28 protein-coding genes are annotated in these 25,169 nt (G+C 72.3%); 11 read left to right on the top strand and 17 right to left on the bottom strand.

Features of this window, described 5'->3' with window-relative positions; genetic code table 11:
• Positions 1-60 precede the first annotated feature (60 nt).
• Complete coding sequence (locus IE94_RS0103500) at positions 61-948, top strand: alpha/beta fold hydrolase (protein ID WP_030145874.1); 888 nt, start codon at positions 61-63, stop codon at positions 946-948.
• Between the two features lie 18 nt (positions 949-966).
• On the opposite strand, the gene IE94_RS0103495 is transcribed toward IE94_RS0103500, so the two are convergent.
• Positions 967-1,863, bottom strand: coding sequence for an NYN domain-containing protein (locus IE94_RS0103495; RefSeq protein ID WP_030145873.1), 897 nt, complete (start codon positions 1,861-1,863; stop codon positions 967-969).
• 282 nt (positions 1,864-2,145) lie between these two features.
• On the opposite strand from IE94_RS0103495, the gene IE94_RS38945 reads away from it, so the two are divergent.
• Complete coding sequence (locus tag IE94_RS38945; protein ID WP_037921521.1) at positions 2,146-2,298, top strand: hypothetical protein; 153 nt, start codon at positions 2,146-2,148, stop codon at positions 2,296-2,298.
• Between the two features lie 65 nt (positions 2,299-2,363).
• Here IE94_RS38945 and IE94_RS0103485 read toward each other — a convergent pair whose 3' ends face one another.
• The 3 genes from IE94_RS0103485 to IE94_RS0103475 all read right to left on the bottom strand — a co-directional run bounded on the left by IE94_RS0103485 (position 2,364) and on the right by IE94_RS0103475 (position 4,824).
• The gene (locus tag IE94_RS0103485) at positions 2,364-2,969 is read right to left on the bottom strand and encodes a MarC family protein (RefSeq protein WP_030145872.1); all 606 of its coding nucleotides are present in this window, start codon (positions 2,967-2,969) and stop codon (positions 2,364-2,366) included.
• Between the two features lie 50 nt (positions 2,970-3,019).
• The gene (locus IE94_RS0103480; protein WP_030145871.1) at positions 3,020-3,877 is read right to left on the bottom strand and encodes a PHP domain-containing protein; all 858 of its coding nucleotides are present in this window, start codon (positions 3,875-3,877) and stop codon (positions 3,020-3,022) included.
• A 296-nt stretch (positions 3,878-4,173) separates the two neighbouring features.
• Positions 4,174-4,824: a DUF6758 family protein gene (locus tag IE94_RS0103475; protein WP_030145870.1), complete on the bottom strand. Its 651-nt coding sequence runs from the start codon at positions 4,822-4,824 to the stop codon at positions 4,174-4,176.
• A gap of 170 nt (positions 4,825-4,994) precedes the next feature.
• Between IE94_RS0103475 and IE94_RS0103470 the strand changes: the two genes are divergently transcribed.
• Entirely contained in the window at positions 4,995-6,218 is a 1,224-nt protein-coding gene (locus tag IE94_RS0103470) for an MFS transporter (protein ID WP_030145869.1), read from the top strand.
• A gap of 35 nt (positions 6,219-6,253) precedes the next feature.
• Here IE94_RS0103470 and IE94_RS0103465 read toward each other — a convergent pair whose 3' ends face one another.
• Complete coding sequence (locus IE94_RS0103465) at positions 6,254-6,850, bottom strand: suppressor of fused domain protein (RefSeq protein ID WP_030145868.1); 597 nt, start codon at positions 6,848-6,850, stop codon at positions 6,254-6,256.
• Positions 6,851-7,370: 520 nt separating this feature from the next.
• On the opposite strand from IE94_RS0103465, the gene IE94_RS0103460 reads away from it, so the two are divergent.
• Both IE94_RS0103460 and IE94_RS0103455 read left to right on the top strand, forming a co-directional pair.
• Entirely contained in the window at positions 7,371-8,486 is a 1,116-nt protein-coding gene (locus tag IE94_RS0103460) for a magnesium and cobalt transport protein CorA (RefSeq protein ID WP_030145867.1), read from the top strand.
• A 33-nt stretch (positions 8,487-8,519) separates the two neighbouring features.
• Positions 8,520-9,032 (top strand): hypothetical protein, encoded by a 513-nt coding sequence (locus IE94_RS0103455; protein ID WP_030145866.1) that lies wholly within the window; start codon positions 8,520-8,522, stop codon positions 9,030-9,032.
• A 60-nt stretch (positions 9,033-9,092) separates the two neighbouring features.
• On the opposite strand, the gene IE94_RS0103450 is transcribed toward IE94_RS0103455, so the two are convergent.
• Entirely contained in the window at positions 9,093-9,830 is a 738-nt protein-coding gene (locus IE94_RS0103450; RefSeq protein ID WP_030145865.1) for a hypothetical protein, read from the bottom strand.
• A gap of 337 nt (positions 9,831-10,167) precedes the next feature.
• On the opposite strand from IE94_RS0103450, the gene IE94_RS0103445 reads away from it, so the two are divergent.
• The 3 genes from IE94_RS0103445 to IE94_RS0103435 are packed head-to-tail and all read left to right on the top strand — an operon-like array spanning position 10,168 to position 13,230.
• Positions 10,168-11,463: a magnesium transporter MgtE N-terminal domain-containing protein gene (locus tag IE94_RS0103445; RefSeq protein WP_030145864.1), complete on the top strand. Its 1,296-nt coding sequence runs from the start codon at positions 10,168-10,170 to the stop codon at positions 11,461-11,463.
• Positions 11,453-12,052 carry a DUF1003 domain-containing protein gene (locus tag IE94_RS0103440; protein ID WP_030145863.1) on the top strand — a complete coding sequence of 200 codons (600 nt, stop codon included), beginning with the start codon at positions 11,453-11,455 and terminating at the stop codon, positions 12,050-12,052. Before IE94_RS0103445 ends, IE94_RS0103440 begins: the two co-directional genes overlap by 11 nt.
• A gap of 44 nt (positions 12,053-12,096) precedes the next feature.
• Positions 12,097-13,230, top strand: coding sequence for an Mrp/NBP35 family ATP-binding protein (locus tag IE94_RS0103435; RefSeq protein WP_030145862.1), 1,134 nt, complete (start codon positions 12,097-12,099; stop codon positions 13,228-13,230).
• Between the two features lie 264 nt (positions 13,231-13,494).
• On the opposite strand, the gene IE94_RS0103430 is transcribed toward IE94_RS0103435, so the two are convergent.
• From IE94_RS0103430 to sigE, 5 genes are all read right to left on the bottom strand, one after another.
• A complete protein-coding gene (locus tag IE94_RS0103430; RefSeq protein ID WP_030145861.1) occupies positions 13,495-14,166 on the bottom strand; it encodes a hypothetical protein in 672 nt (223 codons plus the stop codon).
• 235 nt (positions 14,167-14,401) lie between these two features.
• Positions 14,402-14,863, bottom strand: a complete 462-nt coding sequence (locus IE94_RS0103425) for a sec-independent translocase (protein WP_030145860.1) — start codon at positions 14,861-14,863, stop codon at positions 14,402-14,404.
• Positions 14,864-15,008: 145 nt separating this feature from the next.
• Positions 15,009-16,898 carry a trypsin-like peptidase domain-containing protein gene (locus IE94_RS0103420; protein ID WP_030145859.1) on the bottom strand — a complete coding sequence of 630 codons (1,890 nt, stop codon included), beginning with the start codon at positions 16,896-16,898 and terminating at the stop codon, positions 15,009-15,011.
• A gap of 94 nt (positions 16,899-16,992) precedes the next feature.
• Complete coding sequence (locus IE94_RS0103415; protein ID WP_030145858.1) at positions 16,993-17,982, bottom strand: anti-sigma factor family protein; 990 nt, start codon at positions 17,980-17,982, stop codon at positions 16,993-16,995.
• Positions 17,979-18,650 carry an RNA polymerase sigma factor SigE gene (gene sigE, locus IE94_RS0103410; protein WP_030145857.1) on the bottom strand — a complete coding sequence of 224 codons (672 nt, stop codon included), beginning with the start codon at positions 18,648-18,650 and terminating at the stop codon, positions 17,979-17,981. The genes IE94_RS0103415 and sigE overlap by 4 nt, the downstream gene beginning before the upstream one ends.
• 243 nt (positions 18,651-18,893) lie before the next feature.
• Between sigE and IE94_RS0103405 the strand changes: the two genes are divergently transcribed.
• The gene (locus IE94_RS0103405; RefSeq protein WP_078606391.1) at positions 18,894-19,592 is read left to right on the top strand and encodes an O-methyltransferase; all 699 of its coding nucleotides are present in this window, start codon (positions 18,894-18,896) and stop codon (positions 19,590-19,592) included.
• A 138-nt stretch (positions 19,593-19,730) separates the two neighbouring features.
• On the opposite strand, the gene IE94_RS37625 is transcribed toward IE94_RS0103405, so the two are convergent.
• Positions 19,731-19,898: a DUF3117 domain-containing protein gene (locus IE94_RS37625; RefSeq protein WP_003966491.1), complete on the bottom strand. Its 168-nt coding sequence runs from the start codon at positions 19,896-19,898 to the stop codon at positions 19,731-19,733.
• Between the two features lie 25 nt (positions 19,899-19,923).
• Positions 19,924-20,208, bottom strand: coding sequence for a hypothetical protein (locus IE94_RS39825; RefSeq protein WP_157849320.1), 285 nt, complete (start codon positions 20,206-20,208; stop codon positions 19,924-19,926).
• Between the two features lie 72 nt (positions 20,209-20,280).
• Here IE94_RS39825 and chcB point away from each other — a divergent pair, with 72 nt between their 5' ends.
• On the top strand, positions 20,281-21,084 hold the full coding sequence (chcB, locus tag IE94_RS0103395; protein WP_030145855.1) for a 2-cyclohexenylcarbonyl CoA isomerase: 804 nt from the start codon (positions 20,281-20,283) through the stop codon (positions 21,082-21,084).
• Here the strand turns inward: chcB and IE94_RS0103390 are convergent.
• Both IE94_RS0103390 and IE94_RS0103385 read right to left on the bottom strand, forming a co-directional pair.
• A complete protein-coding gene (locus IE94_RS0103390; protein ID WP_037921515.1) occupies positions 21,081-21,698 on the bottom strand; it encodes a DNA-3-methyladenine glycosylase I in 618 nt (205 codons plus the stop codon). The two genes, chcB and IE94_RS0103390, sit on opposite strands and share 4 nt — an antisense overlap.
• Positions 21,695-22,048 carry a DivIVA domain-containing protein gene (locus tag IE94_RS0103385; protein ID WP_209441026.1) on the bottom strand — a complete coding sequence of 118 codons (354 nt, stop codon included), beginning with the start codon at positions 22,046-22,048 and terminating at the stop codon, positions 21,695-21,697. The genes IE94_RS0103390 and IE94_RS0103385 overlap by 4 nt, the downstream gene beginning before the upstream one ends.
• A 192-nt stretch (positions 22,049-22,240) precedes the next feature.
• On the opposite strand from IE94_RS0103385, the gene folP reads away from it, so the two are divergent.
• Complete coding sequence (gene folP / locus IE94_RS0103380) at positions 22,241-23,101, top strand: dihydropteroate synthase (RefSeq protein ID WP_030145852.1); 861 nt, start codon at positions 22,241-22,243, stop codon at positions 23,099-23,101.
• A 42-nt stretch (positions 23,102-23,143) separates the two neighbouring features.
• Here the strand turns inward: folP and IE94_RS0103375 are convergent, their stop codons facing one another.
• Positions 23,144-23,902 carry an LOG family protein gene (locus IE94_RS0103375; protein WP_030145851.1) on the bottom strand — a complete coding sequence of 253 codons (759 nt, stop codon included), beginning with the start codon at positions 23,900-23,902 and terminating at the stop codon, positions 23,144-23,146.
• A 108-nt stretch (positions 23,903-24,010) separates the two neighbouring features.
• On the bottom strand, positions 24,011-25,090 hold the full coding sequence (dapE, locus tag IE94_RS0103370; RefSeq protein ID WP_030145850.1) for a succinyl-diaminopimelate desuccinylase: 1,080 nt from the start codon (positions 25,088-25,090) through the stop codon (positions 24,011-24,013).
• Positions 25,091-25,169 lie beyond the last annotated feature (79 nt).

Here is a 25,169-nt window from a genome sequence, read left to right as displayed (position 1 = left end):
CCGACGGCGTTGTCGCCCCCGTGCCGCCGTCCGTCGGCCGCCGCCCGATAGCCTCTGCCCGTGAGCAGGAACGCCGCCTTCAGCCCGCCCCCGGACGCCCGTGCGTACCGGCTGCGTACCGCCCGCGGTGAGTTCGCCGTCGTCGACTCTCCCGTGGCCGACGGCGTCGCGCCGCGGGGCGTGGTGATGATGCTGCCCGGGTTCACGGGGAGCAAGGAGGACTTCACGCTGCTGCACCGGCCGCTCGGGGCTCGCGGCTACCGCACGGTCGCCGTGGACGGGCGCGGGCAGTACGAGTCGGACGGGCCCGAGCACGACGAGTCCGGGTACGCGCGGTCCGAGCTGGCCCGGGACGTGCTGGCGCAGGCCGCCGCCCTCGGCACGCGCGTGCATCTCGTCGGACACTCCCTGGGCGGCCAGATCGCACGGGCCGCCGTCCTGCTCGATGCCGCCCCGTTCCTGTCGCTCACGCTGATGTCCTCCGGTCCGGCGCGGATCTCCGCGTCGCAGCGGCAGCGGGTGAAGCTCCTGCGGGACGCGCTGGACACGATGACGATGGCGGAGGTCTGGAAGGTGATGCAGACCATGGGGCCGCCGGAGGAGGTCGGTGCCCCGGCCCCCGCCCACGGCCCGGAGGACCCGGAACGGCTGCGTGAGCGCTGGCTGGGCACCAGACCGGCCCAACTGCTCGCCACGGGGCGTCAGTTGTGCACCGAGCCGGACCGTGTCGCCGAGCTGACCGCCGTACCGCTGCCGTTCCACGTGCTGTCGGGCGCCTTCGACGACACGTGGCCCGTGCCCCTCCTGGACGAGATGGCCCTACGGCTGGGCGCGCGCCGGACGGTCGTCGCGGGCGCCGAGCACTCCCCCAACACCGACCAGCCCCTGCCGACGGCCCGCGCCCTCGCCGACTTCTGGGACGACCATCCCGTACCGCCCCGGCCGTAGGCGCGCTGAGGCCGCTCCCTAGTACTGCGCCCGCAGGTGCTCCCAGAAGCCGTCCCGCAGCGCCCGTCGCAGCTCGGGCTGGCCGCGCAGCGAGTACTGGAGCAGCCCCTCGGCCTCCACCAGCAGGTCCTGGTCAACGGAGCCGGGGAGGTAGGGGTGGCCGGGGAGCAGCTCCACCAGTGCTGCGCGGCCCCGGGAGGCCAGCCACTTCGCCGCGATCTGCGCGCCCACGAAGCGGACGTCCTCGCGGCCGGGGCGCGGGCCGCCCTGCGCCTCGCCGGTGTGGGTCGTGCGCCGGGAGACGTAGGGCTTGAAGAAGTCGAGGTCCAGGGTGCGTTGGCTGTCGACCTCCCAGAGCAGCGGCTCGGCCTGGTTGCGACCCTCGGGGGCCTCGATGCCCCACAGGTGGACGCGGGCGCCGTACCCCTGGGCGGCCTCGACCGCCGACACCAGGTCCTCGTCGCCGCCGAGCAGGGCCGCGTCGCTGATGGCGCGGTGCCGGGCCAGCGACTCCAGGTCGGTGCGGATGAGGGAGTCGACGCCCTTCTGCTGGTTGTTGGCGTTGAGGTTGCCCAGGCGGACCTTGACGTCGGGAAGCTCGGCGATGCACTGCTGCTCGGCGGTGTGGATGCGGCGCCGGGCGCCGTCGTACCAGTACACGCGCAGCAGGCGGCTGTCCGCGAAGACGGAGCGGGCCCTGTCGATGAGCGCCTCGATCAGCCCCTCGGCGTCCAGGTCGAAGGCCCGGCGGTCCTCGGTCCCGGCGACCAGTCGCCCCGCCGCCGCGTACAGGTAACCGGCGTCGACGAAGATCGCGTGGGTCGAGGGGGTCTTCGCCACCTCGGCGAGCATGCGCTGGAGCAGCTCGTTCGTGCGATCGATACGAGCGTTCAGGGGCGCGAGGTCGTCGTTCATCGCCTCCATTGTCCCGGCGGTCACGCTACGAACACAACCGGTCCCGGTCAGTCCCGTACCGGACACCTGTCACTTACGCCACGAACCGCGACACCCCGCCGCCTCGGCCACCTCGTAACAAGCGGCTTACTTGCCAGTAATTAGTCGTGCGAAAAATTTCCTTAGCGTAGGGAATGTTTGCAGAGGGCATCCCGTTGACCCCTACGGAAGCCCGGGCACCGACGACCCAGGAGCCACACCAGTAGTTCTCCGCAGGAGGATGACCAGATCAAGGGAGAGGCCATGCGCTTTGAAGTCATGCGACTCGACGACGTCGACGGGACCCCCGTGGACACGACTGTCGTGGACGCCGCCTCCGTGAACCGCATCGTTCAGCAGGCCGCCGCCATAGGGCAGCGCCTGTGGATCCGCCCCGCCGAAACCTCGGCCATGTAACGCGGACCCTTCACACACGAGAACAGGGCCCCGCACGGATTCCGTGCGGGGCCCTGTTCTCGTGCTCACGCGCTCTGGATCACCTGGGTGACCCCGTTGATGATCTGCTGCACGGCGATCGCGGAGAGCATCATGCCGGCCAGGCGGGTCACCAGGACCACACCGCCGTCCTTGATGACCCGGATGATCAGCAGCGAGTAGCGCATCACCAGCCACAGCACCACGTGGATGGCGAGGATCGCCGCCCACACCGAGACCTGGGTGGTCACACTGTCCGCCTTCTGCACGGCCAGGATGACCGACACGATCGCCCCGGGCCCGGCGAGCAGCGGCATGCCCAGCGGTACGAGGGCGACGTTGACGTCCTTGGTCTGCTTCGGCTCGTCCGTCTTGCCGGTGAGCAGGTCGAGGGCGATCAGCAGGAGCAGCAGGCCGCCGGCGATCATCAGGGCGGGCACGGACACATGCAGGTAGTCGAGGATCCGGTGCCCGAGCAGACCGAACACCGTGATCACGCCACCGGCGACGCAGACGGCCTGGAAGGCCATCTGCTTCTGCACCTTGGCGGGGCGGCCGGAGGTCAGGGCGAGGAAGATCGGGGTGATCCCGGGGGGATCCATGATGACGAAAAGGGTCAGGAAGAGGGAGCCGAAGACGGCGACGTCGAACATGGGTGTGCTACTGGCCTTGCGGAGGAATGGAAGGGTGGACGCGCGGAGGTTCAGGCCCCGCCGGCCCCCGGCACCGGGAACGCCCCGAACGCCCGTCGCGTGATCTCCCCGTACACCTCGGGGTCGGTCGTGTACTCGCCGAGCACACAGGTCTTCCGGCTGCCGTGGTAGTCGCTCGAACCGGTCACCAGGAGCCCCAGCTCCCTCGCCGTCCCGCGCAGCCTGGTCCGCGTGTCCGCGTCGTGGTCCATGTGGTCGACCTCGATGCCGTCGAGCCCGGCGGCCGCCAGGTCGGCGATCGCGGCCTCGGACACGGTCCGGCCCCGCTTGACGGCGGCCGGGTGCGCGAAGACGGCGACCCCGCCCGCGCCCTTGATCAGCCGGATCGCCTCGAAGGGATCGGTCTCGTGCTTCTCCACGTGGGCCCGGCCGCCGTCGGCCAGCCAGTCCTGGGTGAAGGCGTCGTTCACCGTGGGGACGACGCCCAGTTCCACGAGGGCGGAGGCCACGTGCGGGCGGCCGACCGAGCCGCCCCCGGCGATCCTGGCGACCTGCTCCCAGGTGACGGGCACGCCCAGCTCGTTGAGCTTGGCGACCATGGCCCGGGCCCGCGGCACCCGGTCGTCCCGGACCAGCTCGCGCTCGGCGAGCAGGGCGGGCTCCTCGGGGTCGAAGAGGTAGGCCAGCATGTGCATGCTGACGCCGTCGAGGCGGCAGGAGAGCTCGGCACCGGTGACGAGGGTGAGCCCCTCGGGGAGCGCGGCGACGGCCTCGGCATGGCCGCGGGTGGTGTCGTGGTCGGTCAGCGCCACGACGTCGAGCCCGGCGGCGGCGGCCTTGCGCACCAGCTGGGCCGGGGCGTCCGTGCCGTCGGACGCGGTGGAGTGGGTGTGCAGATCGATGCGCACGACGCTGACTCCAAGCGGTGACGGGACGGAGGGGGACGCCCAAGGATAACCGGAACTCGACCCCCCGCCGTCACACCCGCAGCGCCCCTGCGCCCCCTACTCGCCTCACTCGCCCCACTCGGACCTGGACACCCGCCGCGCCCGCGACGACGCGGCACGGCGCAGCGGCACGGCACGGCACGGACGGCACAGCACAGCGGCACGGCACGGCACGGCACGGCACGGCACAGCGACACGACACGGCACGGCGCAGCGGCACCGCACACAGCTCGGCAAAGCGGCGCAGCACCCGTGCGCTACGGCACCGTCGGCTCGATCAGCCGCGGCGACAGCGCCCCGCACGGCACCAGGTCCACCTCGGCGCCCGCGTCCCGCAGGTCGGTCAGGACCAGCTCCTCGTACATCAGCAGCCCCGACCGCTCGGGCCACACCACGGCCCACAGCCACATGCCGAGGGCCTCCCCGGCGAAGACGGCACGGTCGGCCGGGCCGCCGGAGACGTGCCAGAGCGGGGTGGGGCGGCCCGCCGCCAGGACCTTGGCCTGGGGCGGCTTCTCGACGTCCAGGTAGGGCCCCGGATCCGGGGCGTCGAGCCCCGCGTACCGCGCCCCGAGGCCGACGCCGAGCTCCTCGGCGACCAGGATCAGCTCACCGATGCCGCCGAGCGGCCCGGGGCCGGAACAGGCGACGGCGGTCGCCCTGCCCCCGCTGCGGTCGTCGCCCGCGCAGGCCACGCCGGTGAACAGCCAGCCGACCGGCAGCGGCCAGGGCATCCAGACCGGCACCTGCGTGCGGTGCACCACGACGCCGAGCGCCTCGACGCTGGGCGGGAGTACGGGCTGGACGGGATGCACGGTCCCGTGCAGGTCGCACTGCCAGGAATCGGCGAAGAGGCCGGGAGCCCTGACCCGGCCACCACACTTCGGGCAACTGGGTTCGCCCCTCATAGGGCCCCACGGTCCTACCCTCGCTCCCCCACGTCAAGGACGATCACCCGTCCGGACGGAAGGGCCCCGGACGGACCTGCCTCCACCCGACTAGATGTATGTTGCATTAATTAGCAGACCTAACTTACTATGTGTATACACCAACCAATTCTCGGCATGGGAGAGCAAGCATGGACCCCTTCGACGCGGGTGCGGGCGGCATCCTGAGGCAGCCCAAGGCCGTGTGGGCGACCGCGGGCGCGTCCGTGGTGGCCTTCATGGGCATCGGGCTCGTCGACCCGATCCTCCCGTCCATCGCCAAGGGCCTGGACGCGAGCGCCGGTCAGGTCTCCCTCCTGTTCACGTCGTACTTCCTCATCACGGCCCTGGCGATGCTGGTCACCGGCTTCGTCTCCAGCCGCATCGGCGGCCGCAAGACCCTGCTGCTCGGCCTGGCCTTCGTCGTGGTCTTCGCGGGCCTGGCCGGCACCTCCGACACCGTCGGCCAGCTCGTCGGCTACCGGGCGGGCTGGGGCCTGGGCAACGCGCTGTTCGTCTCCACGGCCCTCGCCGTGATCGTCGGCGCGGCGGCCGGCGGGAGCGCCGCCGCGATCCTGCTGTACGAGTCCGCCCTCGGCCTCGGCATGGCCTGCGGCCCGCTGCTGGGCGCGCTGCTCGGCGACGCCAGCTGGCGCTACCCGTTCTTCGGCACGGCCTTCCTGATGGCGATCGGCTTCCTGTGCATCACGGTGTTCCTCAAGGAGCAGCCCAAGCCGGCCCGCAAGACCTCGCTGCTCGACCCGGTCAGGGCGCTGGGCCACGGCGGCCTCGCCTCCGCCGCGGTCTCGGCGTTCTTCTACAACTACACGTTCTTCACCGTGCTGGCCTTCACCCCGTTCGTGCTGAACATGACGCCGTACAAGTCGGGTGCCGTGTTCTTCGCCTGGGGCGTGCTGCTCGCCGTCTTCTCGGTGCTGGTGGCGCCGCGCGTGCAGAAGCGCTTCGGCTCGCTCAAGGTGCTCGGCGGCTCGCTGGTGCTGCTCGCGGCCGACGTCCTGGTCCTCGGCTACGGCAACCACACCGCGGCGATCGTCTGCACGATCCTGTCCGGCGCGTTCATCGGGGTGAACAACACCGTCTACACCGAGCTGGCCCTCGGGGTCTCGGACGCGCCGCGCCCGGTGGCGAGCGCGGGCTACAACTTCGTGCGCTGGTTCGCCGCGGCGGCCGCCCCCTACTTCGCGCCGAAGATCGAGGAGTGGACCGACGTCCACATCCCGTTCGTGGTGGCCGCGGTGACCGCCCTGCTCGGCGCGGTCGTGGTCGTCGTACGCCGCCGCGCGCTCACCCACGAGGCCGAGGAGCTGGAACCGCGGCACGCGAGCGAGGACTCGGTCACGGTTTTCGCCAACTGACGAGAAAATCCGGTGAGTTGCGTCACGCCGCCACGTCAGTCCAGCGGAACGGACCTGCGCGAGGGATCGCGCAGGTCCGTTCCGTGGTTCAGCCAGCGCTCCTGGAGGGCGGGCGCGCCGTGCACGCGCTTCCAGGCCGCCTCGTTCGGCGTCATCGGCAGCAGCGGCAGGAACCGTACGGGGTCCAGCGGGGCGTCCAGCTCCAGGTCCTCGACCAGTCCGCCGGGCTCGGCGACCAGCACCGAGGTGAACGGCGCCCCGGGCCACAGCGGCTCGCCCACGTCGAGCGACGCACCGGGCGCCACGACCACGCCCTCGACCTGCGGGGACGCGGCCAGTACGGCGAGCGGGCGGAGCACCTTGTCGGTGTCGGCCGCCCCGGCCCGCACGGAGAGCACCAGCTCGGCGCGGGGGCCCTCGACCGGGTCGGCGAGCACCGCCGTGGGGTCCGCCATGGGCTGGGCCGACATGCCGAGGGTGGCGTAGCGGACGACGTCGCCCTCCTGGCCGGAGGCGGGGAAACGCAGCACCTCGATGCGGTCGGTACCGAGGAAGGTGACCGCCGCGCGCGCGTCCGGCTCGCCCAGCGCGCTGCGCAACCGGGCCTCGACCAGTGGGAGAACATCAGCCATGCGGCGAGCATAGAACTCGTCGTGAAGAGGCAAAGCGGCGCCTTGACACGTCGCGCGGCTGGTACTGTGGGCCAGCGGTTCGGGGCAGCACGCAGTGCGTCGCGATCAAGCCCCCGACGCTGTGAACTCTCCCCTACGGGGAACCCCTCCAAACAAGGGGAATGGATCGTCCCTCACGAGGGACCGGCCGGAGGAGGTGGGCGGCATGGACCGAAGTCGACCGTGCAGTACCACCCGCTCTTCCGGCCGCTGACGCAGCTGTTTCGACCTTCCTGCCGCAGCTTCACGTGCGCGCCTTCTCACGGAAGAGCACTTCGTCTCGTTTTGCCTGATCCGATCCTTCGACGCGTTGTCCGTCGATCCGTATCAGCAGCTGAATCAGCAGCGAATCCGGCCACCGCGACGGTGCGGTGCCCCCCGCTTTGTGGACGCGCCGAGCACGCGTAGTCAGGACGTCCTCATTCCGGGTGGTTCCACCCGTCACCGGCCTCGTTCGCCGCCCGCCGCGAAGGAGCCTGCCATGTCGATGATCCGTGACCTGCGCGCCGTGGTCCGCCCGGCCCGCGTTTCCGTGCGCAAGGACAGCGGTCCCTACGACACCACCCGCGACCCGGCGACCGCCTCCGCCGTCGTCGACTGCGCCGTCTACCGCGACGGCACCCGCGTCGAGACCGACGTGCCGCTGACCCCGCACACCGCGATGCGCCAGGTGCGCCGCGACGGCGGGTTCGTGTGGATCGGCCTGCACGAGCCCACCGAGGACGAGTTCGCCGGTATCGCCCGGGAGTTCGGGCTGCACCCGCTGGCCGTGGAGGACGCCGTCCAGGCCCACCAGCGGCCCAAGCTGGAGCGCTACGACGACTCCCTGTTCACGGTCTTCAAGACCGTCCACTACGTCGACCACGACCAGCTCACCGCCAACAGCGAGGTCGTCGAGACCGGCGAGGTGATGTGCTTCACCGGGCGGGACTTCTTCATCACCGTCCGGCACGGCGGGCAGGGCTCGCTGCGCGCGCTGCGCCGCCGCCTCCAGGAGGACCCCGAGCTGCTGCTCAAGGGCCCCTCGGCGGTGCTGCACGCCATCGCCGACCACGTGGTCGACGGCTACATCGCCGTCGCCGACGCGGTGCAGGACGACATCGACGAGGTGGAGACGGAGGTGTTCTCGCCGGGCCGCAAGGGCAGCCCGCGCGGCACGGACGCCGGCCGGATCTACCAACTCAAGCGCGAGGTGCTGGAGTTCAAGCGGGCGGTGGCGCCGCTGCTGCGCCCCATGCAGCTGCTCAGCGAGCGGCCGATGCGGCTGATCGACCCGGAGATCCAGAAGTACTTCCGGGACGTCGCCGACCACGTGGCGCGGGTGCAGGAGCAGGTCATCGGCTTCGACGAACTGCTGAACTCCATCCTCCAGGCCAACCTGGCCCAGGCGTCCGTCGCGCAGAACGAGGACATGCGCAAGATCACCTCGTGGGCGGCGATCATCGCCGTGCCGACGATGGTGTGCGGCGTATACGGTATGAACTTCGACTACATGCCGGAGACGCACTGGAAGTTCGGCTATCCGCTGGTCCTGTCGGTCACGGTCGCCCTCTGCCTGGGCATCCACCGCACGCTCAAGCGCAACGGCTGGCTCTGAACCCGCCCCCGGGCCCCTGGATAGGCTGACCGCATGACTAGCGAGCTGCTCGGCCAGGCCCTCGTCGAGGAGGCCACCAAGAAGTCCGGCCTCATCTGGGTCAAGGGTCCCCACGTGCCCGCCCGGGCCCTGTGGCACGTCTGGCACGAGGGCGCGGCCTGCGTCGTCGGCGACGGTCCGGGCGAGCAGCCGCTGCCGGGGCTGGCCGACGGGGCAGCGGCCGAGGTGACGGTGCGCAGCAAGGACAAGGGCGGCCGGCTGGTCTCCTGGACCGCGCGGGTGGTGGAGCTGCCGTCCGGTTCCGAGGCGTGGCAGGCGGCGGTCGGCGACCTCAGGGGCAAGCGGCTGAACGCCCCGGACGGCGAGGCCATGACCGACCGCTGGGCCCGTGAGTGCCGGGTGCTGCGTCTGGAGCCGACAGGGAGCACGGCACCGCTGCCCGACACCTCCCTGGCCGAGGCCCCGCTCGCGAGCCCGGCAACGACCCGGCAGCCGGTGCCGGCCGGGCTGCCGCGCCTGCTGCTCAAGCGCCGCAAACGGCGCTGACCGCACTGACCGCACTGACGGCACAGACGGCACAGACGGCACAGACGGCCACGGGACGCCTCAGGAGGACGGCAGCTGCTTGCCGTAGTCCAGGGTGTCGTCCTTGGCCGGCTGCTCCAGCGCGAAGTCCTTGTTCCAGTCCGAGAGGCTGAGCGTGCCCGCGCTGCCCGCCCGCACCAGGCGCAGCGGGTAGGGCGTGCCCTCCAGGGAGACGTCCAGCGATCCGCCCGCGCCGTCGTCGCCGGTGATCCGGACGGTGCGCACACCGGCCTGCTCGTGGCGGCCGTCCGTCTTCACCGTGCCGTGCAGGGTCAGCAGTCCGTCGAGGAGAACGTCCTTGTCCGTGAAGCCGCTGAACTTCTTGTACACGGGATCGCTCTGCGGCACCTTCACGTACTTGCCGGCGAGCTTGTCGGCCGCCTTGGCGTCGCCGCCGTCGTGGCTCCAGAATCCGGCGTCGGCCTTGAGGAAGAGCTGCTCGCCGACGCGCAGCAGTCCGAAGGTCGTCCCCTCGGCGGCGACCGACCCGGTCCCCCCGTCGGCCTTCAGCCGCATGTCGAGGGTGTACCTGTTGCCGCCGGCCTCCACCGTGCCGTGCAGGCGCACCGTGTCGGCGGCCTGCGCGGCCGCACCGGCCTTCGCCTGGATCTTGTCGGCCGGGAGCTTGCCGAGGCCGTTGGTGCCCGCGTCGGGGTCCTCGCTGCCGCATCCCGTCAGCCCGGCTCCCGTCACGGCCAGGACGCACACCGCGCCCAGCCACACGGCCCTGCGGATTCGGCGCCGGGGAGTCACAGACACAGGTGGGACTGCCTTTCTGACGGGGCTGACACGGGGCCGACGGACGTCGGAGGCGAACCGACCGGGCCAGGGCGCAGCGTACCGGGGGCGTGCGGGGCGAACGGAGCCAGTCCGTCCGGACCGGCCGCCAGGGCGAGGCCGATCGGGACGGGCTAGCCTGAAGCGCGTCCGAGCGGGCAATTCGGAAAAGAGACACCGTACGAATCAGCCTTCACGCCCCCACTTGCACGCCCCCCGACTCCACTTCCACGCCCCCTACTCCACTTCCACGCACCCCCACTCGACGTCCACCAACTCCCACCCGACTCCGCGAAGCGTGAGGAAAGGAGCCGCGGCCATGGCAGCGGGCGCCCCCCGGATCTTCGTCTCCCACCTCTCCGGCATCGCCGTGTTCGACCCGGCCGGCGACCAGGTGGGGCGCGTCCGCGATCTGGTCGTCATGCTCCGCGTCGGCCGCAAGCCCCCGCGCGTCCTCGGGCTGGTCGTCGAACTGACCACCCGGCGCCGGATCTTCCTGCCCATGACCCGGGTCACCGGCATCGAGTCCGGCCAGGTCATCACCACCGGCGTGGTCAACGTCCGGCGTTTCGAGCAGCGGCCCACCGAGCGCCTCGTCTTCGGCGAGCTGCTCGACCGGCGGGTCACGCTCACCGAGACGGGTGAGGAGGTCACGGTGCTCGACCTGTCGGTGCAGCAGTTGCCCGCCCGCCGGGACTGGGAGATCGACAAGGTCTTCGTCCGCAAGGGCCGGAAGGGCGGCGCCTTCCGCCGCAACAGGGGTGAGACGCTGACCGTGGAGTGGTCCGGCGTATCCGGCTTCTCCGTCGAGGAGCAGGGGCAGGGCGCCGAGAACCTGCTGGCCACCTTCGAGCAGCTGCGCCCCGCCGACCTCGCCAACGTCCTGCACCACCTGTCCGCCAAGCGCCGTGCCGAGGTCGCCGCCGCGCTCGACGACGACCGCCTGGCCGACGTGCTGGAGGAGCTGCCCGAGGACGACCAGATCGAGATCCTCGGCAAGCTCAAGGAGGAGCGTGCCGCCGACGTCCTGGAGGCGATGGACCCCGACGACGCGGCCGACCTGCTGGGCGAGCTGCCCGAGGCGGACAAGGAACGGCTGCTGAGCCTGATGCAGCCCGACGACGCGGCCGACATGCGGCGCCTGATGGCGTACGAGGAGCACACGGCCGGCGGTCTGATGACGACCGAGCCGATCGTGCTGCGGCCCGACGCGACCGTCGCCGACGCCCTGGCCCGCATCCGCAACCCCGACCTGTCCCCGGCGCACGCCGCCCAGGTCTACGTCTGCCGTCCGCCCGAGGAGACGCCGACCGGCAAGTACCTGGGCACGGTCCACTTCCAGCGGCTGCTGCGCGACCCCCCGTACACGCTGGTCGGCTCGATCCTCGACGACGACCTGCAACCCCTGGAGCCGGATGCCGCGCTGCCCGTGGTCGCCGGGTTCTTCGCCGCGTACGACATGGTCGCGGCGCCCGTCGTGGACGACTCGGGGGCGCTGCTCGGCGCGGTCACCGTGGACGACGTACTGGACCACATGCTGCCCGACGACTGGCGGGAGACCGAGTACCACCTGGACGAGACGGCGGCGGGGGAGGTGGGCGCCGATGGTGCCTGAGCGCGAGACGACGACCCGGGAGCGCGCCACGTCGGGGGCCACCGCCTCCTCCCGGACCCGCACCCGCCTCGACCAGCCGCGTCCGCCGCGCCGCAGGCTGCTGCCCGAGTGGGACCCGGAGTCCTTCGGCCGGCTGTCGGAACGGGTCGCGCGCTTCCTGGGCACCGGGCGGTTCATCGTCTGGATGACGGTCGTCATCATCCTGTGGGTGGTGTGGAACGTGTCGGCACCCAGCGGGCTGCGCTTCGACGAGTACCCGTTCATCTTCCTGACGCTGATGCTGTCCCTCCAGGCCTCCTACGCCGCCCCGCTGATCCTGCTGGCGCAGAACCGGCAGGACGACCGGGACCGGGTCAACCTGGAGCAGGACCGCAAGCAGAACGAGCGGTCGATCGCCGACACCGAGTACCTGACCCGGGAGATCGCCGCCCTGCGTATCGGACTGGGCGAGGTCGCGACGCGGGACTGGATCCGCTCCGAGCTCCAGGACGCGCTCAAGGAGCTGGAGGAGCGGCAGAACGGCCACCGTCCCGAACGTGGGGTATTCCCGGCGGATCGGTCCGCCGGGCGTGACGTACACGACCGCTGACGGGGCTTTCCGCGCCCCGTGGGCGGCGCCGTACCATCGTGTCCATGGCTACGGAAGACGCGGTGCGCGAAGCACTGGCGACGGTGAACGACCCCGAGATCAACCGGCCCATCACCGAGCTGGGGATGGTCAAGTCGGTGGAGATCGGCGCGGACGGAGCGGTCGCGGTCGCCGTGTACCTGACGGTCTCCGGTTGCCCCATGCGGGACACCATCACGCAGCGCGTGACGGACGCGGTGGCGCGGGTCGAGGGCGTCACCCGCGTCGACGTCGAGCTGGACGTGATGAGCGACGAGCAGCGCAAGGAGCTGGCCACCGCCCTGCGCGGCGGGCAGACCGAGCGCGAGGTGCCCTTCGCCAAGCCGGGCAGCCTCACCCGGGTGTACGCGGTGGCGTCCGGCAAGGGCGGCGTCGGCAAGTCCTCGGTGACGGTGAACCTGGCGGCCTCGATGGCGGCGGACGGCCTCAAGGTCGGTGTCGTCGACGCCGACATCTACGGCCACTCGGTGCCGCGCATGCTGGGCGCCGACGGGCGTCCCACCCAGGTCGAGAACATGATCATGCCGCCCTCGGCCAACGGCGTGAAGGTCATCTCGATTGGCATGTTCACCCCGGGCAACGCGCCGGTGGTCTGGCGCGGCCCGATGCTGCACCGCGCGCTCCAGCAGTTCCTGGCGGACGTGTACTGGGGCGACCTCGACGTCCTGCTGCTCGATCTGCCGCCCGGCACCGGCGACATCGCGATCTCGGTGGCGCAGCTGGTTCCGAACGCCGAGATCCTGGTCGTGACGACCCCTCAGCAGGCCGCGGCCGAGGTGGCGGAGCGGGCCGGGGCCATCGCCGTGCAGACCCACCAGAAGATCGTCGGCGTGGTGGAGAACATGTCCGGGCTGCCCTGCCCGCACTGCGGCGAGATGGTCGACGTCTTCGGCACCGGCGGCGGCCAGACGGTCGCCGACGGCCTGACCCGCACCACCGGCGCGTCGGTGCCGGTCCTCGGCGCCATCCCGATCGACGTCCGGCTGCGCGAGGGCGGCGACGAGGGCAAGCCCGTCGTCCTGTCCGACCCGGACTCCCCGGCGGGCGCGGCCCTGCGCTCGATCGCGGGCAAGCTCGGCGGCCGGCAGCGGGGCCTTTCGGGGCTGTCCCTGGGGATCACGCCGAAGAACAAGTTCTGACCTCCCGTACGGGAGTGGGGGCGCTGTCCGCCGGGACGGCGCCCCTCGTCGTACGTACGGCTGCCGGTCGGGTCCCGGCTAGGGGGTGTCGTTTGGATCTGGCCGGCTCCGGGCGACGGTGCCCTGCTGCCGACCCGAGGGGGGTCTGGTGCGTGCAGCTGCACGGCGGAGGAGGGCGACAGGGCGGAGCCCTGGCAACCGACGACAACGCCGCAGATGTGCGTGCCAGACCCCGCGCCCCCGGCAAGATCCAAACGACACCCCCTAGGCGTACGCGGCGATGTCCTTGACCACGGCGAAGGCCAGCCCGTACGCGCTCATGCCCCGTCCGTACGCGCCGAGGTGCACGCCCTGCTCGGTCGAACCGGCCAGCACCCAGCCGAACTCGGACTCCCGGTAGTGGAAGGGCGTCGGAACGCCGTCCACCGGGAGGGACAGCGTCGTCCAGTCCTCGCCGTCGAGGTCGTCCGCGAGGACCCACGCGGTCTCCGTCTGCTGCTCCAGCCAGTCGTCGCGCAGTGAGTGGTCCATCTGGCCGGGCCAGGTGAAGGACAGCAGTCCCACTCCGGCCAGCCAGGCCGCCGAGGACACCGAGGTGGCCTCCAGCAGGCCGGTGCCGTCGGCGCTGCGCCGGTCGGGGTTGGCCGCGACGGTCACGACGACCGCGAACTTCTCCTTGGCGTCCTGCTCGTCGCCCGCCACGTGCTCGTTGCGCACCGACGGTTCGTCGCCGTGGCCGATCGAGCCGTGCTCCACGGCCCCGTCGGCCGACGTACCGATCTGCATCAGCCAGCGCCGTCCCGCGAAGGCCTCGTCGAGGCCGTACCAGGGGAAGGGCGCACGCAGGTAGCCGTCGACCGTACGCCGGCCGGAGGGGGACTGTGGTCCGCCCTCCGCGGCCGGCGCCTGCGCGACTGCCCGACTCGTCGTCTCCATGTGCCCGGACGCCTCCTCGCTCTCGTCGGTCCGGCACGGCCCGCCCCCCTTCGGGCGCACTCGTCCGGTCCGCACAACAACTCGGGCAGCATAGCCACCCCGTCGGCGGCAGCCGGGAAATCGCCCGGCGCGTGGGCCGCGCGGGCGTCGTCCTCAGGGCCTGTGCGCCCCGTCCGGAGTATGAGACACGTCACGTTCGCGCACCCCGCGGGCCGCGGGCCGGGCGCCGGGTGGATCAGGTGGCGTCCATGTCGAAGGGCGGACGGTCGTCGGCGGGCCTGTCGGTCTCCCCCGGCTTCTCGGGCTTCTTCGACATGTCGACACGTCCGCCGTCCGAGCCGGACGAGGACGACCCGGAGGACGAGGGTTCCGTGTCGCGGCCGTGGATGGCGTCGGTGACCTCGGCCATCTCCTTCTTCAGGTCGAAGCCGTTGCGGATCTCCTTGAGCCCCAGCTCGTCGCTGTCCAGCTGCTTGCGGATGAACGTCTTGGGGTTGAGGTCCTCGAACTCGAAGTCCTTGAACTCCGGGCCCAGCTCCTGGCGGATGTCCTGCTTGGCGCTGTCCGAGAACTCCCGGATCTTCCGGATGGTGCGCGTCACGTCCTGGATGACCTTGGGGAGCTTGTCCGGACCGAAGACGAGCACGGCGAGGACGACGAGCGTCACCAGCTCTAGGGCGCCTATGTCATTGAACACCTGAAGCTCCTTGGGATGTCCGGGCCGCCACCACGGTACCCGTCGATCCTGTCCGACCGGTACCGTCCCGTGAGCGCTGAGGGGGTGTATGCGAGCGCTTTCCGAATTGTTTGCCTTCCTGGCACCTTGTCGGGACCTTCCCGCGTCAGTCGCCGCCGGAGGAACCGAGCACCAGTGAGACCTTCGTCTCCTTGCCGTCGCGGTCCAGGGTCAGCTCCAGCCGGTCGCCGGGGCGGTGGGCGCGGGTCTTGACGATGAGTTCCTCGCCGGAGTGCACGCGCTGCCCGTCGACCGCGGTGATCACGTCCCCCGGCCTGATGCCGGCCTTCGCGCCGGGGCCGCCGGCGGTGACCGCGGGTCCGCCCTCGCTGCCCTTGGCGCTCACCCGGGCGCCGTCGCCCGCGTACTCCATGTCGAGGGTGATGCCGATGACCGGGTGGGCGGCCTTGCCGGTGTTGATCAGTTCCTCGGCGACGCGCTTGCCCTGGTTGATGGGGATGGCGAAGCCGAGGCCTATGGAACCGGCCTGGCCGCCGTCCGACTCGGCGCTGCCGCTGTCGGCGGAGCGGATGGCGGAGTTGATGCCGATGGCCCGGCCCCGCGCGTCCAGGAGGGGGCCGCCGGAGTTGCCCGGGTTGATGGGCGCGTCGGTCTGGAGGGCGTCGACGTACGAGACGTCGCTGCCGTCGCCCTCCTCGCCGCCCGCGGTGATGGGCCGTTCCCGGGCGCTGATGATGCCGGAGGTGACCGTGCCGGCCAGGTCGAAGGGGGCGCCGATGGCGACGACGGGGTCGCCGACGCGTACGCCGTCGGAGTTGCCGAGGGGCAGGGGGGTGAGGCCGCTGACGCCCTTGACCTTCACCACGGCGAGGTCGTACCCGCTGTCCCTGCCCACGACGGTGGCCTCGGCGGTGTCGCCGCTGTTGAAGGTCACGGTGATCTCGCCGCCGGCGCCCGCGGGCTCCACGACGTGGTTGTTGGTCAGGATGTGGCCGCGGCCGTCGAGCACGAAGCCGGTGCCGGTGCCGGCCGCCTCGCTGCCGCTCACGTGCAGGGTCACCACGCTGGGCAGGGCGCGCGCGGCGATGCCGGCGACGCTGTCCGGGTCCCGCTCGGCCGTCTCGGGCCCGGCCTGCGGAAGTTCGACGGTGCCCACGCCGCCGTTCCGTTCCAGGTGGGCGCCGACGGCGCCGCCGATGCCGCCGCAGACCACGGCGATGAGCAGCGCCCCGCCGACGAGCGCCTTCGCGGCCGGGAGCTGTCGCCGCCGGGGCGCCCGGTCGGCCGCGTCGTGGCGCAGGGCGGAGGCGGCCCAGGGGTCGTAGCGCCCCCACGGGTCGGCGGCGGCGTGGGGTGCCGCGTCGTACGGCGGGGCAGCCGCCGGGTGCGGCCCCGGTGCCTCGTGCGGCGCCGGGGGCGGGGCGTCCGCGAACGCCGGGTCGGGCACCGCGCCCGGAGGCGGGGACACCGACGACCCGCTCACGGGCGGCACCGGGGGGTGCGGGCCCGCCGGTGCGGGCGGGAGGGGCGCGTGCGGGGCCGTCGGCGTCACGGTGCCGTGCGCGGGTGTGGCCGCCGGGTGCTGGACCGGCGGGGCGGGGGCCCAGGGGCCGGGCTCGCCGTACGGCGGGGTGCTGTACGGGTCGGGTTCGTGCAGCGGCTTGGGGCGCTCGGCGGCGGGCGTGCCGTCGGCGTCCGGGACGGCGGCGTCCTGCGCCGGGACCGCGTCCTGCGCCGGGGCGGTGCGACGCTCCCCCTGCCGCGGCACACCGGCGTCCGCGGGCCCGTCCCGCTCGGGCCGGGGCAGGTCCAGCTCGTAGTCGCCCTCGTCGGTCGCGCGGGGCGCCGCCGGGCGTTCCAGCTCGAAGTCGCCGCCGTCGCTCTCCGGGCCGTCGGTGGCCGGGCCCTGCCCCGTGGCGGGGACCGGGCGGGGGCGTTCCAGCTCGAAGTCGCCGTCGGGCGCGCCTGCGGGTGCGTCCTCGGACGAGCGGGGACGACTCCACCACTTCGCCTTCGTGGGCTTCCCCTCGTTCATCTTCTCCCCCGCAGCTGGCCGCAGATCGTCGGCTCCAAGGGCTCTGGTGCCACCCCGGATTCAATCAGGTCCGCGGACCGGCGCGCAGATCCCGTCAGCGAACCGGAGGGTGGGAGGCGGCCGGGGAAGCCGCAGGGTAGGGGGACGGAGCCGGGTCGGGGGCGGTGAGCATGCTGGGCGGCCTGACCTCGGGGGCCGCCGACCAGGAGCTCAGGGAGAGCGGCGGAACGGCTTCCAGCGGACGTATCAACGGGGACATGGCGGCGGCACCGGCCGTCACCGGGGTGGTCAGCGCGCGGACCGCCTGCTGCCGTGCGTCGCTCCCGGCGGGGGCCGGCATCCCTGGCAGCAGCGGCGCGGAGGCCGTGGTGGACGCGACCGGGGTGTCGCCCAGTACGCGCTGGCCCTGCCCGAGCAGCGGACCGCTCGTACGGCGGCGCTGGCTCTCGGAGCCGGTGGCCGCGGCCGCGCCCGGGCTGCGCAGCGGCGTCACGTTGCTGCCGCTGCCGGAGCCGCGGGCCTCGGTGGTGGTGTCCGGGGTGCCGAGGGTGACACCGCCCAGCGCGATCGCGGCCAGTGACACCGCACCGGCGGCGACGAAGGCGAACCGCAGGCCGCGCGAGGCCGGACGGTCGGCCTCCTGCCGGTGCACGTCGTGAATGCGGAAGCCGCGCCCCGACGAGGAGGGCGGCAGCACCGAGGCGTGCGGTCGGGCGGGGACGTAGTCGAACTCGAACCGGTCGCCCCGCCGCGGGCCGAAGACGCCGGAGCTCGCGGACGTGCGGAAGCCTCCGGACATTCCGGCGAGCGGCGGGCCGCCACCGTCGGCGTCACCGCCGCCGGGAAGTCCCTGGAGACGGGCCAGGAAGCTCTCGGACGGAGCCGGCGGGGCCGCCTTTGCGAAGACGTTCTTCAACCGGCGCTGGGCGTCGACCTCCGCCTTGCACTTCTGGCAGGTCGCCACGTGCGCCAGCACGCGCTCACGCGCGTCATGACCGAGCTCTCCGTCCACCAGGGCGGAGAGTCGGTCTCCCAGATGCTGCTCTGCGAGGTGTCCCTCGGGCTCAGGCCGTGACCCACTCACGCGCTCGTGCCCCCTCCTCCCAGTGCGGGGACACCGGCCGCGAACGAGCGACGGTCCGCCCGCGCCTTCGGGGAACGGTGCGCGAGCGCCTTGCGCAGCTGGGAACGGCCGCGGTGGATGCGGGAGCGGACCGTGCCGAGCTTGACGCCGAGCGTCGCGGCGATCTCCTCGTACGACAGCCCCTCGATGTCGCACAGGACGACGGCGGCGCGGAACTCGGGCGCGAGGGTGTCCAGCGCCTGCTGGACGTCCGCGTCGAAGTGGGCGTCGTGGAAGAGCTGCTGCGGGGTGGGCTCCCGGCTGGGCAGGCGCTCGGCCGCGTCGTCGCCGAGCGCGTCGAACCGGATGCGCTGCTTGCGGCGGACCATGTCCAGGAAGAGATTGGTGGTGATGCGGTGGAGCCAGCCCTCGAAGGTGCCCGGCGTGTAGGTCGACAGGGACCGGAAGACGCGGACGAAGACCTCCTGGGTGAGGTCCTCGGCGTCGTGCTGGTTGCCCGTGAGGCGGTAGGCGAGGCGGTAGACCCGGCCGCTGTGGGTGCTGACGATCTCCTCCCAGGTGGGCGGAGTCCACGCCTGCCCGTCCGCGTCGCTGGAGAAGGTCGCGGTCTGGGCGGATCCCGTGGCGGGACCGTCGGAGTGGCTGTGGTCAGCAGCGGTGTCGTTCACGGATTTCGGCCTGCCTGCCGATCCGAGGAAGCGCCGCAGCACTCCGCCCCGATCCGCGGGTGCGGCCGCACCTCCCCTGTCGGCTCTGGTGGTGTCCAGTGGAGCCCCTACCATAGCCACCTCGCCCGTTAGCTCCGGATAAGCGGTTTTACGAGAATTTGATCTGCGCCCGTACGGCTCGTCCCCCGGCCGTTCGGTCGTCTCTCCGTCCGCTTCTTGCTTCCCCTGATAACGACTGGTCCCATCTGCGGGTTCCCGACGCCAACGGATACAGTCACGCCGAGGCAACGACGGGGACAGGAGAGGGTCATTACCGGCAACCGGCAGACGAGCTGGGCGTTCTCCGACGCCTATGTCGCCGAGGACGACGCGCTGCTCTGGGCACGCGACCGGGCCCGCGAGGCGGGTCTGCGCTCGGTGACCCCGGGCACCGGCTCCGCCCTGGGGTTGCTCGCCGCCGCCGTGGACGCCAAGGCGGTCGCCGAGATCGGCACCGGCTGCGGCGTCTCCGGGATCCATCTGCTGCACGGCATGCGGCCGGACGGGGTGCTGACGACGGTCGACCCGGAGCCGGAGCACCAGCAGTTCGCCCGCCAGGCCTTCCGGGCGGCGGGCTTCGCCAGCAACCGCGCCCGGTTCATTCCCGGGCGCGCCCTGGACGTGCTGCCCCGGCTCGCGGACGCCGGATACGACCTGGTCTTCTGCGACGGCGATCGCCTGGAGTACCTGGACTACCTCGCCGAATCGTTGCGCCTGCTGCGTCCCGGGGGGCTCGTCGCCTTCGAGGGCGTCTTCGGCGCCGGCCGCACGATCGACTCCGGACCGCAGCCCACCGAGGTGCTGCGGGTGCGGGAGCTCCTGCGCGCGGTGCGGGAGAGCCAGGAGCTGTTGCCGTCGCTGCTCCCGGTGGGCGACGGACTGCTGTGCGCCGTGAAGCGCTGACCCGAAGCGCGTGTCCCGGGGGCGCTCACCCGAATGCCGGGGAAAAGGCACCCGACGCCGGGAAGGTCCTTCCCACGACAATCGCCCCGGCACCAGGTGCGGTGCCGGGGCGATTGAACGGGTATGGTCGCTCGCGCGTCAGCCGACGACCTTCTTGAGGGCGTCGCCGAGCGCGTCGGCCTCGTCGGGGGTCAGCTCGACGACGAGCCGCCCGCCGCCTTCGAGCGGAACGCGCATGACGATGCCCCGCCCCTCCTTGGTCACCTCGAGCGGGCCATCGCCCGTCCGCGGCTTCATGGCCGCCATGCTCGTTCCCCTTCCTGATACCAGCTCACCCGTCACCGGCGACGGCCCGTGAGGGCACGCGCTGTCCGGCAAGGACGCGCGACACCGGCATCGAACACATTGCTTCCCAGCCATTATCCCGCATCCCAGGACCCGATGACCAACATCGGTCGGCATCGCTTGGGCAACGCGCGCGAGCAAAACCACTCAATTCGGCGATGTGACTGCGATACTGCGCGCCCTTGCGCACTTCCACCGAATGGATACGGACCGGATTTCTTTGACGCAGGTCACACCTCATGAACGATCCGTTCCCGGTGATCTCCGTCATGCTGTCTCCCGGACGGATGCCACCGCATGCCGCCGCACGACACTGCCTGACACGACGCGGAGGGGATTTCCCATGGCCGACACCGTGCTCTTCGAAGTGAGCGACGGGCTCGCGACGATCACGCTGAACCGCCCCGAGGCGATGAACGCGCTGAACATCGAGACCAAGGTCGCGCTCCGGGACGCGGTGCGCTCCGCGGCGGCGGACGACGCCGTACGGGCGGTGCTGCTGACCGCGGCCGGGGACCGGGCGTTCTGCGTGGGCCAGGACCTCAAGGAGCACATCGGGCTGCTGGCCGCGGACCGCGAGTCGGGCTCCGGGCAGACGATGAGCACGGTGCGCGAGCACTACAACCCGATCGTGCGGGCGCTCGCCGGGGCGCGGAAGCCGGTGGTCGCCGCCGTGAACGGGGTGGCGGCCGGGGCGGGTCTCGGTTTCGCGCTCGCGGCAGACTACCGGATCGTCGCGGACACGGCGGCGTTCAACACCTCCTTCGCGGGCGTGGCGCTCACCGCGGACTCCGGGATCTCCTGGACGCTGCCGCGTGTCGTCGGCCCCGGCCGCGCCGCGGACCTGCTGCTCTTCCCGCGCAGCATCGGCGCCCAGGAGGCGTACGAGCTGGGCATCGCCACCCGGGTCGTCCCCGCAGCCGACCTGCGCGCCGAGGCCGTCAGGACGGCGCGGGCACTGGCCGAGGGTCCGACGGTGGCGTACGCGGCGCTGAAGGAGGCGATGTCCTACGGGCTGACGCACTCGCTCTCCGAGACGCTGGACAAGGAGGACGAGCTGCAGTCGCGGGCGGGCGCCTCCGAGGACCACGCGATCGCGGTGCGGGCGTTCGTCGAGAAGCAGAAGCCGAAGTACCTGGGCCGCTAGGGCCGGTCCGGCGGGTCATGCCGCGGCCCCCGGGGCCGGCGGGCCAGGCAGGTCGCCAGATGGTCGTCGACCAGGCCGCACGCCTGCATCAGCGCGTACGCCGTGGTCGGGCCGACGAAGCGCAGGCCCCGCTTCTTCAGGGCCTTCGACAGCGCCGTGGATTCCGGTGTGACGGCCGGGATGTCGGCGAGGGTCCTGGGGACCGGTCGTCCGGCCGGGTCCGGGGCGTGCGACCAGGTCAGCTCGTCCAGGTCGCCCGGGGCCCACTCGGCCAGCACGCGCGCGTTGGCCAGGGTCGCGTCGATCTTGGCGCGGTTGCGGATGATGCCCGTGTCGGCGAGCAGGCGCTCGCGGTCGGTGTCGGTGAAGGCCGCGACCTTGGCGATCTCGAAGCCGGCGAAGGCGCTGCGGAAGCCGGCGCGGCGGCGCAGGATCGTGATCCAGGACAGGCCGGACTGGAAGGCCTCCAGGCTGAGCCGCTCGTACAGGGCGTCGTCGCCGTGCACCGGGCGGCCCCACTCGTCGTCGTGGTACGAGACGTAGTCCGCGGTGGACAGCGCCCAGGGGCAGCGCAGCGCGCCGTCCGGGCCCGCGAGGGCCTCCCCGGCGCTCACTGCTGGTCCTCCGGGGCCGGCTTGTCCATGACGACGTGGCGGTGGGCCGCCGCGGCCCGGGCGCCCGCCAGGGCGGACTCCAGGTCGGCGATCCGGGCGTCCCGCTCGGCCAGTTCGGCGCCGAGGCGGCCGAGGGCCTCGTCGACGTCCGCCATGCGGTAGCCGCGGACCACCAGCGGGAAGCGCAGCCGCTCCACGTCGCCGCGGTCCACCGGACGGTCCGGGGGCAGCGCGTCCCGTACCCGCTCGGGCGCGGCGTCGGGCAGCGGCCCGCTCTCGCCGCCGCCCACCACGGCGAGCGTCACCGCGGCCACCACGACGGCCAGCGCGATGACGAGGAACAGGAACATGACCATCGCTGGGGCCCCCATGGTCGGGTCAAAGTCCGGCAGGAGTCGGAATCGGTTGTGCCGGAGTCGGTTGTGTCGGGTCCGATCGTGCCATGCGAGTCTGACAGCCGGGGCGGCGGTCGCCGAAGGACCGTGCGCCCGAGGTCGAGAACGGCACGAGAGAACGGTGTGGTCGAGGAGATGGCACAGGGGATGCTCAGGCTGGGCAGGCGTGAATTCGCGGCGCACGAGCCGGTGATCATGGCGATCGTGAACCGGACCCCGGACTCCTTCTACGACCAGGGGGCGACCTTCCGCGACGAGCCCGCCCTCGCGCGCGTGGAGCAGGCCGTGGCCGAGGGCGCCGCGATCATCGACGTCGGCGGGGTGAAGGCGGGCCCCGGGGACGAGGTGTCGGCCGCGGAGGAGGCGCGGCGGACGGTGGGGTTCGTCGCGGAGGTGCGGCGCCGGTTCCCGGACGTCGTGATCAGCGTGGACACCTGGCGGCACGAGGTCGGCGAGGCCGTCTGCGAGGCGGGGGCGGACCTGCTGAACGACGCCTGGGGCGGCGTCGACCCGAAGCTCGCGGAGGTCGCGGCCCGGTACGGGGTGGGGCTGGTGTGCACGCACGCGGGCGGCGCCGAGCCGCGCACCCGGCCGCACCGGGTGACCTACGACGACGTCATGGCGGACATCCTGCGGGTGACAGTGGGGCTGGCGGAGCGGGCGGTGGGGCTGGGGGTGCCGCGGGAGTCGGTTTTGATCGACCCCGGGCACGACTTCGGCAAGAACACGCGGCACAGCCTGGAGGCGACGCGGCGGCTCGGGGAGATGGTGGAGACGGGGTGGCCGGTGCTGGTGTCCCTGTCGAACAAGGACTTCGTCGGGGAGACGCTGGACCGGCCCGTGAAGGAACGGCTGCTCGGCACGCTGGCGACGACCGCGGTCTCGGCGTGGTTGGGGGCCCGGGTGTACCGGGTGCACGAGGTGGCGGAGACCCGGCAGGTGCTGGACATGGTGGCGACGATCGCCGGGCACCGGGCGCCTGCGGTGGCCCGGCGGGGACTGGCCTAGGATCCCGCCCCGCCCGGGGTCACCGCCGCCCGTGGCCGGCCGCTACCGGCCCGCCTCCTTGGAGACCAGGGCCACGGCCTCGTCCACGTCGTCCGTGACGTGGAAGAGCATGAGGTCCTTCTCCGCGGCCTTGCCCTGCGCCACCAGGGTGCCGCGGATCCAGTCCACCAGGCCGCCCCAGTACTCCGAGCCGAACAGGACGATGGGGAAGCGGGTCACCTTCTGGGTCTGCACCAGGGTGAGGGCCTCGAAGAGTTCGTCCAGGGTGCCCAGGCCGCCGGGCAGCACGACGAAGCCCTGCGCGTACTTCACGAACATCATCTTGCGGACGAAGAAGTAACGGAAGTTCAGGCCGATGTCGACGTACGCGTTGAGCCCCTGCTCGAAGGGCAGCTCGATGCCGAGGCCGACCGACGTGCCCTTCGCCTCCAGGGCGCCCTTGTTGGCCGCCTCCATGGCGCCGGGCCCCCCGCCGGTGATGACGGCGAAGCCCGCCTCCACCAGGCCGCGGCCCAGTCGGACGCCCGCGTCGTACTCCGGCGAGTCCACCGGCGTACGGGCGGAGCCGAAGACGCTGATCGCGGGCGGGAGTTCGGCGAGCGTGCCGAAGCCCTCGATGAACTCCGACTGGATGCGCAGGACGCGCCACGGGTCGGTGTGGACCCAGTCGGTCGGAGCGCGCTCGTCCAGCAGGCGCTGGTCCGTGGTGCTCTTCTGGACCTGGCCCCGCCGCCGGAGGACAGGGCCCAGGCGCTGCTCCTCCGGTGGCCGCTTCTTGCCCTCGGGGTTGCCAGTAGGCATGGGCGCTCCCTCCAGTCGCAGGTTCTTCCACCTCAGCGTAGATCTACGCGGGTTACGTACGAGGGACCTCAGCATGTCCGCCACGCGTCCGCGTAAACCCGGGGTGGATCAAGCCGTCAGCCACGAGCGCAGGCGCTCCTCACCGGCGAGGATCTTCGCCACCTCGACCCGCTCGTCGCGCTTGTGCGCCAGGTGCGGGTTGCCGGGGCCGTAGTTGACCGCCGGGACGCCGAGCGCGGAGAAGCGGGACACGTCGGTCCAGCCGTACTTCGGCTGCGGGGTGCCGCCCACCGCCTCGATGAAGGCCGCCGCGGCCGGGTGCGACAGGCCGGGCAGGGCCGCGCCGCTGTGGTCGTCGACCACGAACTCGCTCACCCCGCAGTCCGCGAAGACCTCGCGCACATGGGCGAGCGCCTCCTGCGGGCTCCGGTCCGGGGCGTAGCGGAAGTTGACCGTGACCACGCACTCGTCGGGGATGACGTTGCCCGCGACGCCGCCGGTGATGCCGACCGCGTTCAGGCCCTCGCGGTACTCCAGTCCGTCGATGACGGGGTAGCGCGGTTCGTACGCCGCCAGGCGCGCGAGGATCGGGGCGGCGGCGTGGATGGCGTTGGAGCCCATCCAGGAGCGCGCGGAGTGCGCCCGCTCCCCCGCCGTCTTCAGCAGCACCCGCAGCGTCCCCTGGCAGCCGCCCTCCACCTGGCCGTCGGACGGTTCGAGGAGCACCGCGAAGTCGCCCTCCAGCCACTCCGGACGGGCCTCGGCGACGTGCTTCAGGCCGTTCAGCTCGGCGGCGACCTCCTCGTTGTCGTAGAAGACGAAGGTGAGGTCGCGGTTGGGGGCGGGGACGGTGGCCGCGATGCGCAGCTGGACGGCGACGCCCGCCTTCATGTCGCAGGTGCCGCAGCCCCACAGGACGCCGTCCGCGTCGAGGCGGGAGGGGACGTTGTCCGCGATCGGCACGGTGTCGATGTGCCCGGCCAGGATCACGCGCTCCGCCCGGCCCAGGTCCGTGCGGGCCACGACGTTGTTGCCGAACCGCTCGACCGACAGGTGGGGCAGGGCCCGCAGGGCGCTCTCGATCGCGTCCGCGAGGGGCTTCTCGGTGCCGCTCTCGGAGGGGAGGTCGACGAGTCGCGCGGTAAGCTCCGCGGCGTCCAGCGTGAGGTCAAGCGGGGTATCGGCCATGGCCCCGACCCTAACGCCCTGCCCTTTCGGGCAGCGCGCGTACCCGGCGGACACCGGACCCTACCCTCCAGTACCTTGT

Origin of the sequence: Streptomyces violaceorubidus, assembly GCF_000717995.1 — a bacterium.
Lineage (GTDB): Bacteria > Actinomycetota > Actinomycetes > Streptomycetales > Streptomycetaceae > Streptomyces > Streptomyces violaceorubidus.
This window is presented reverse-complemented; position numbering and strand designations above follow the sequence as displayed.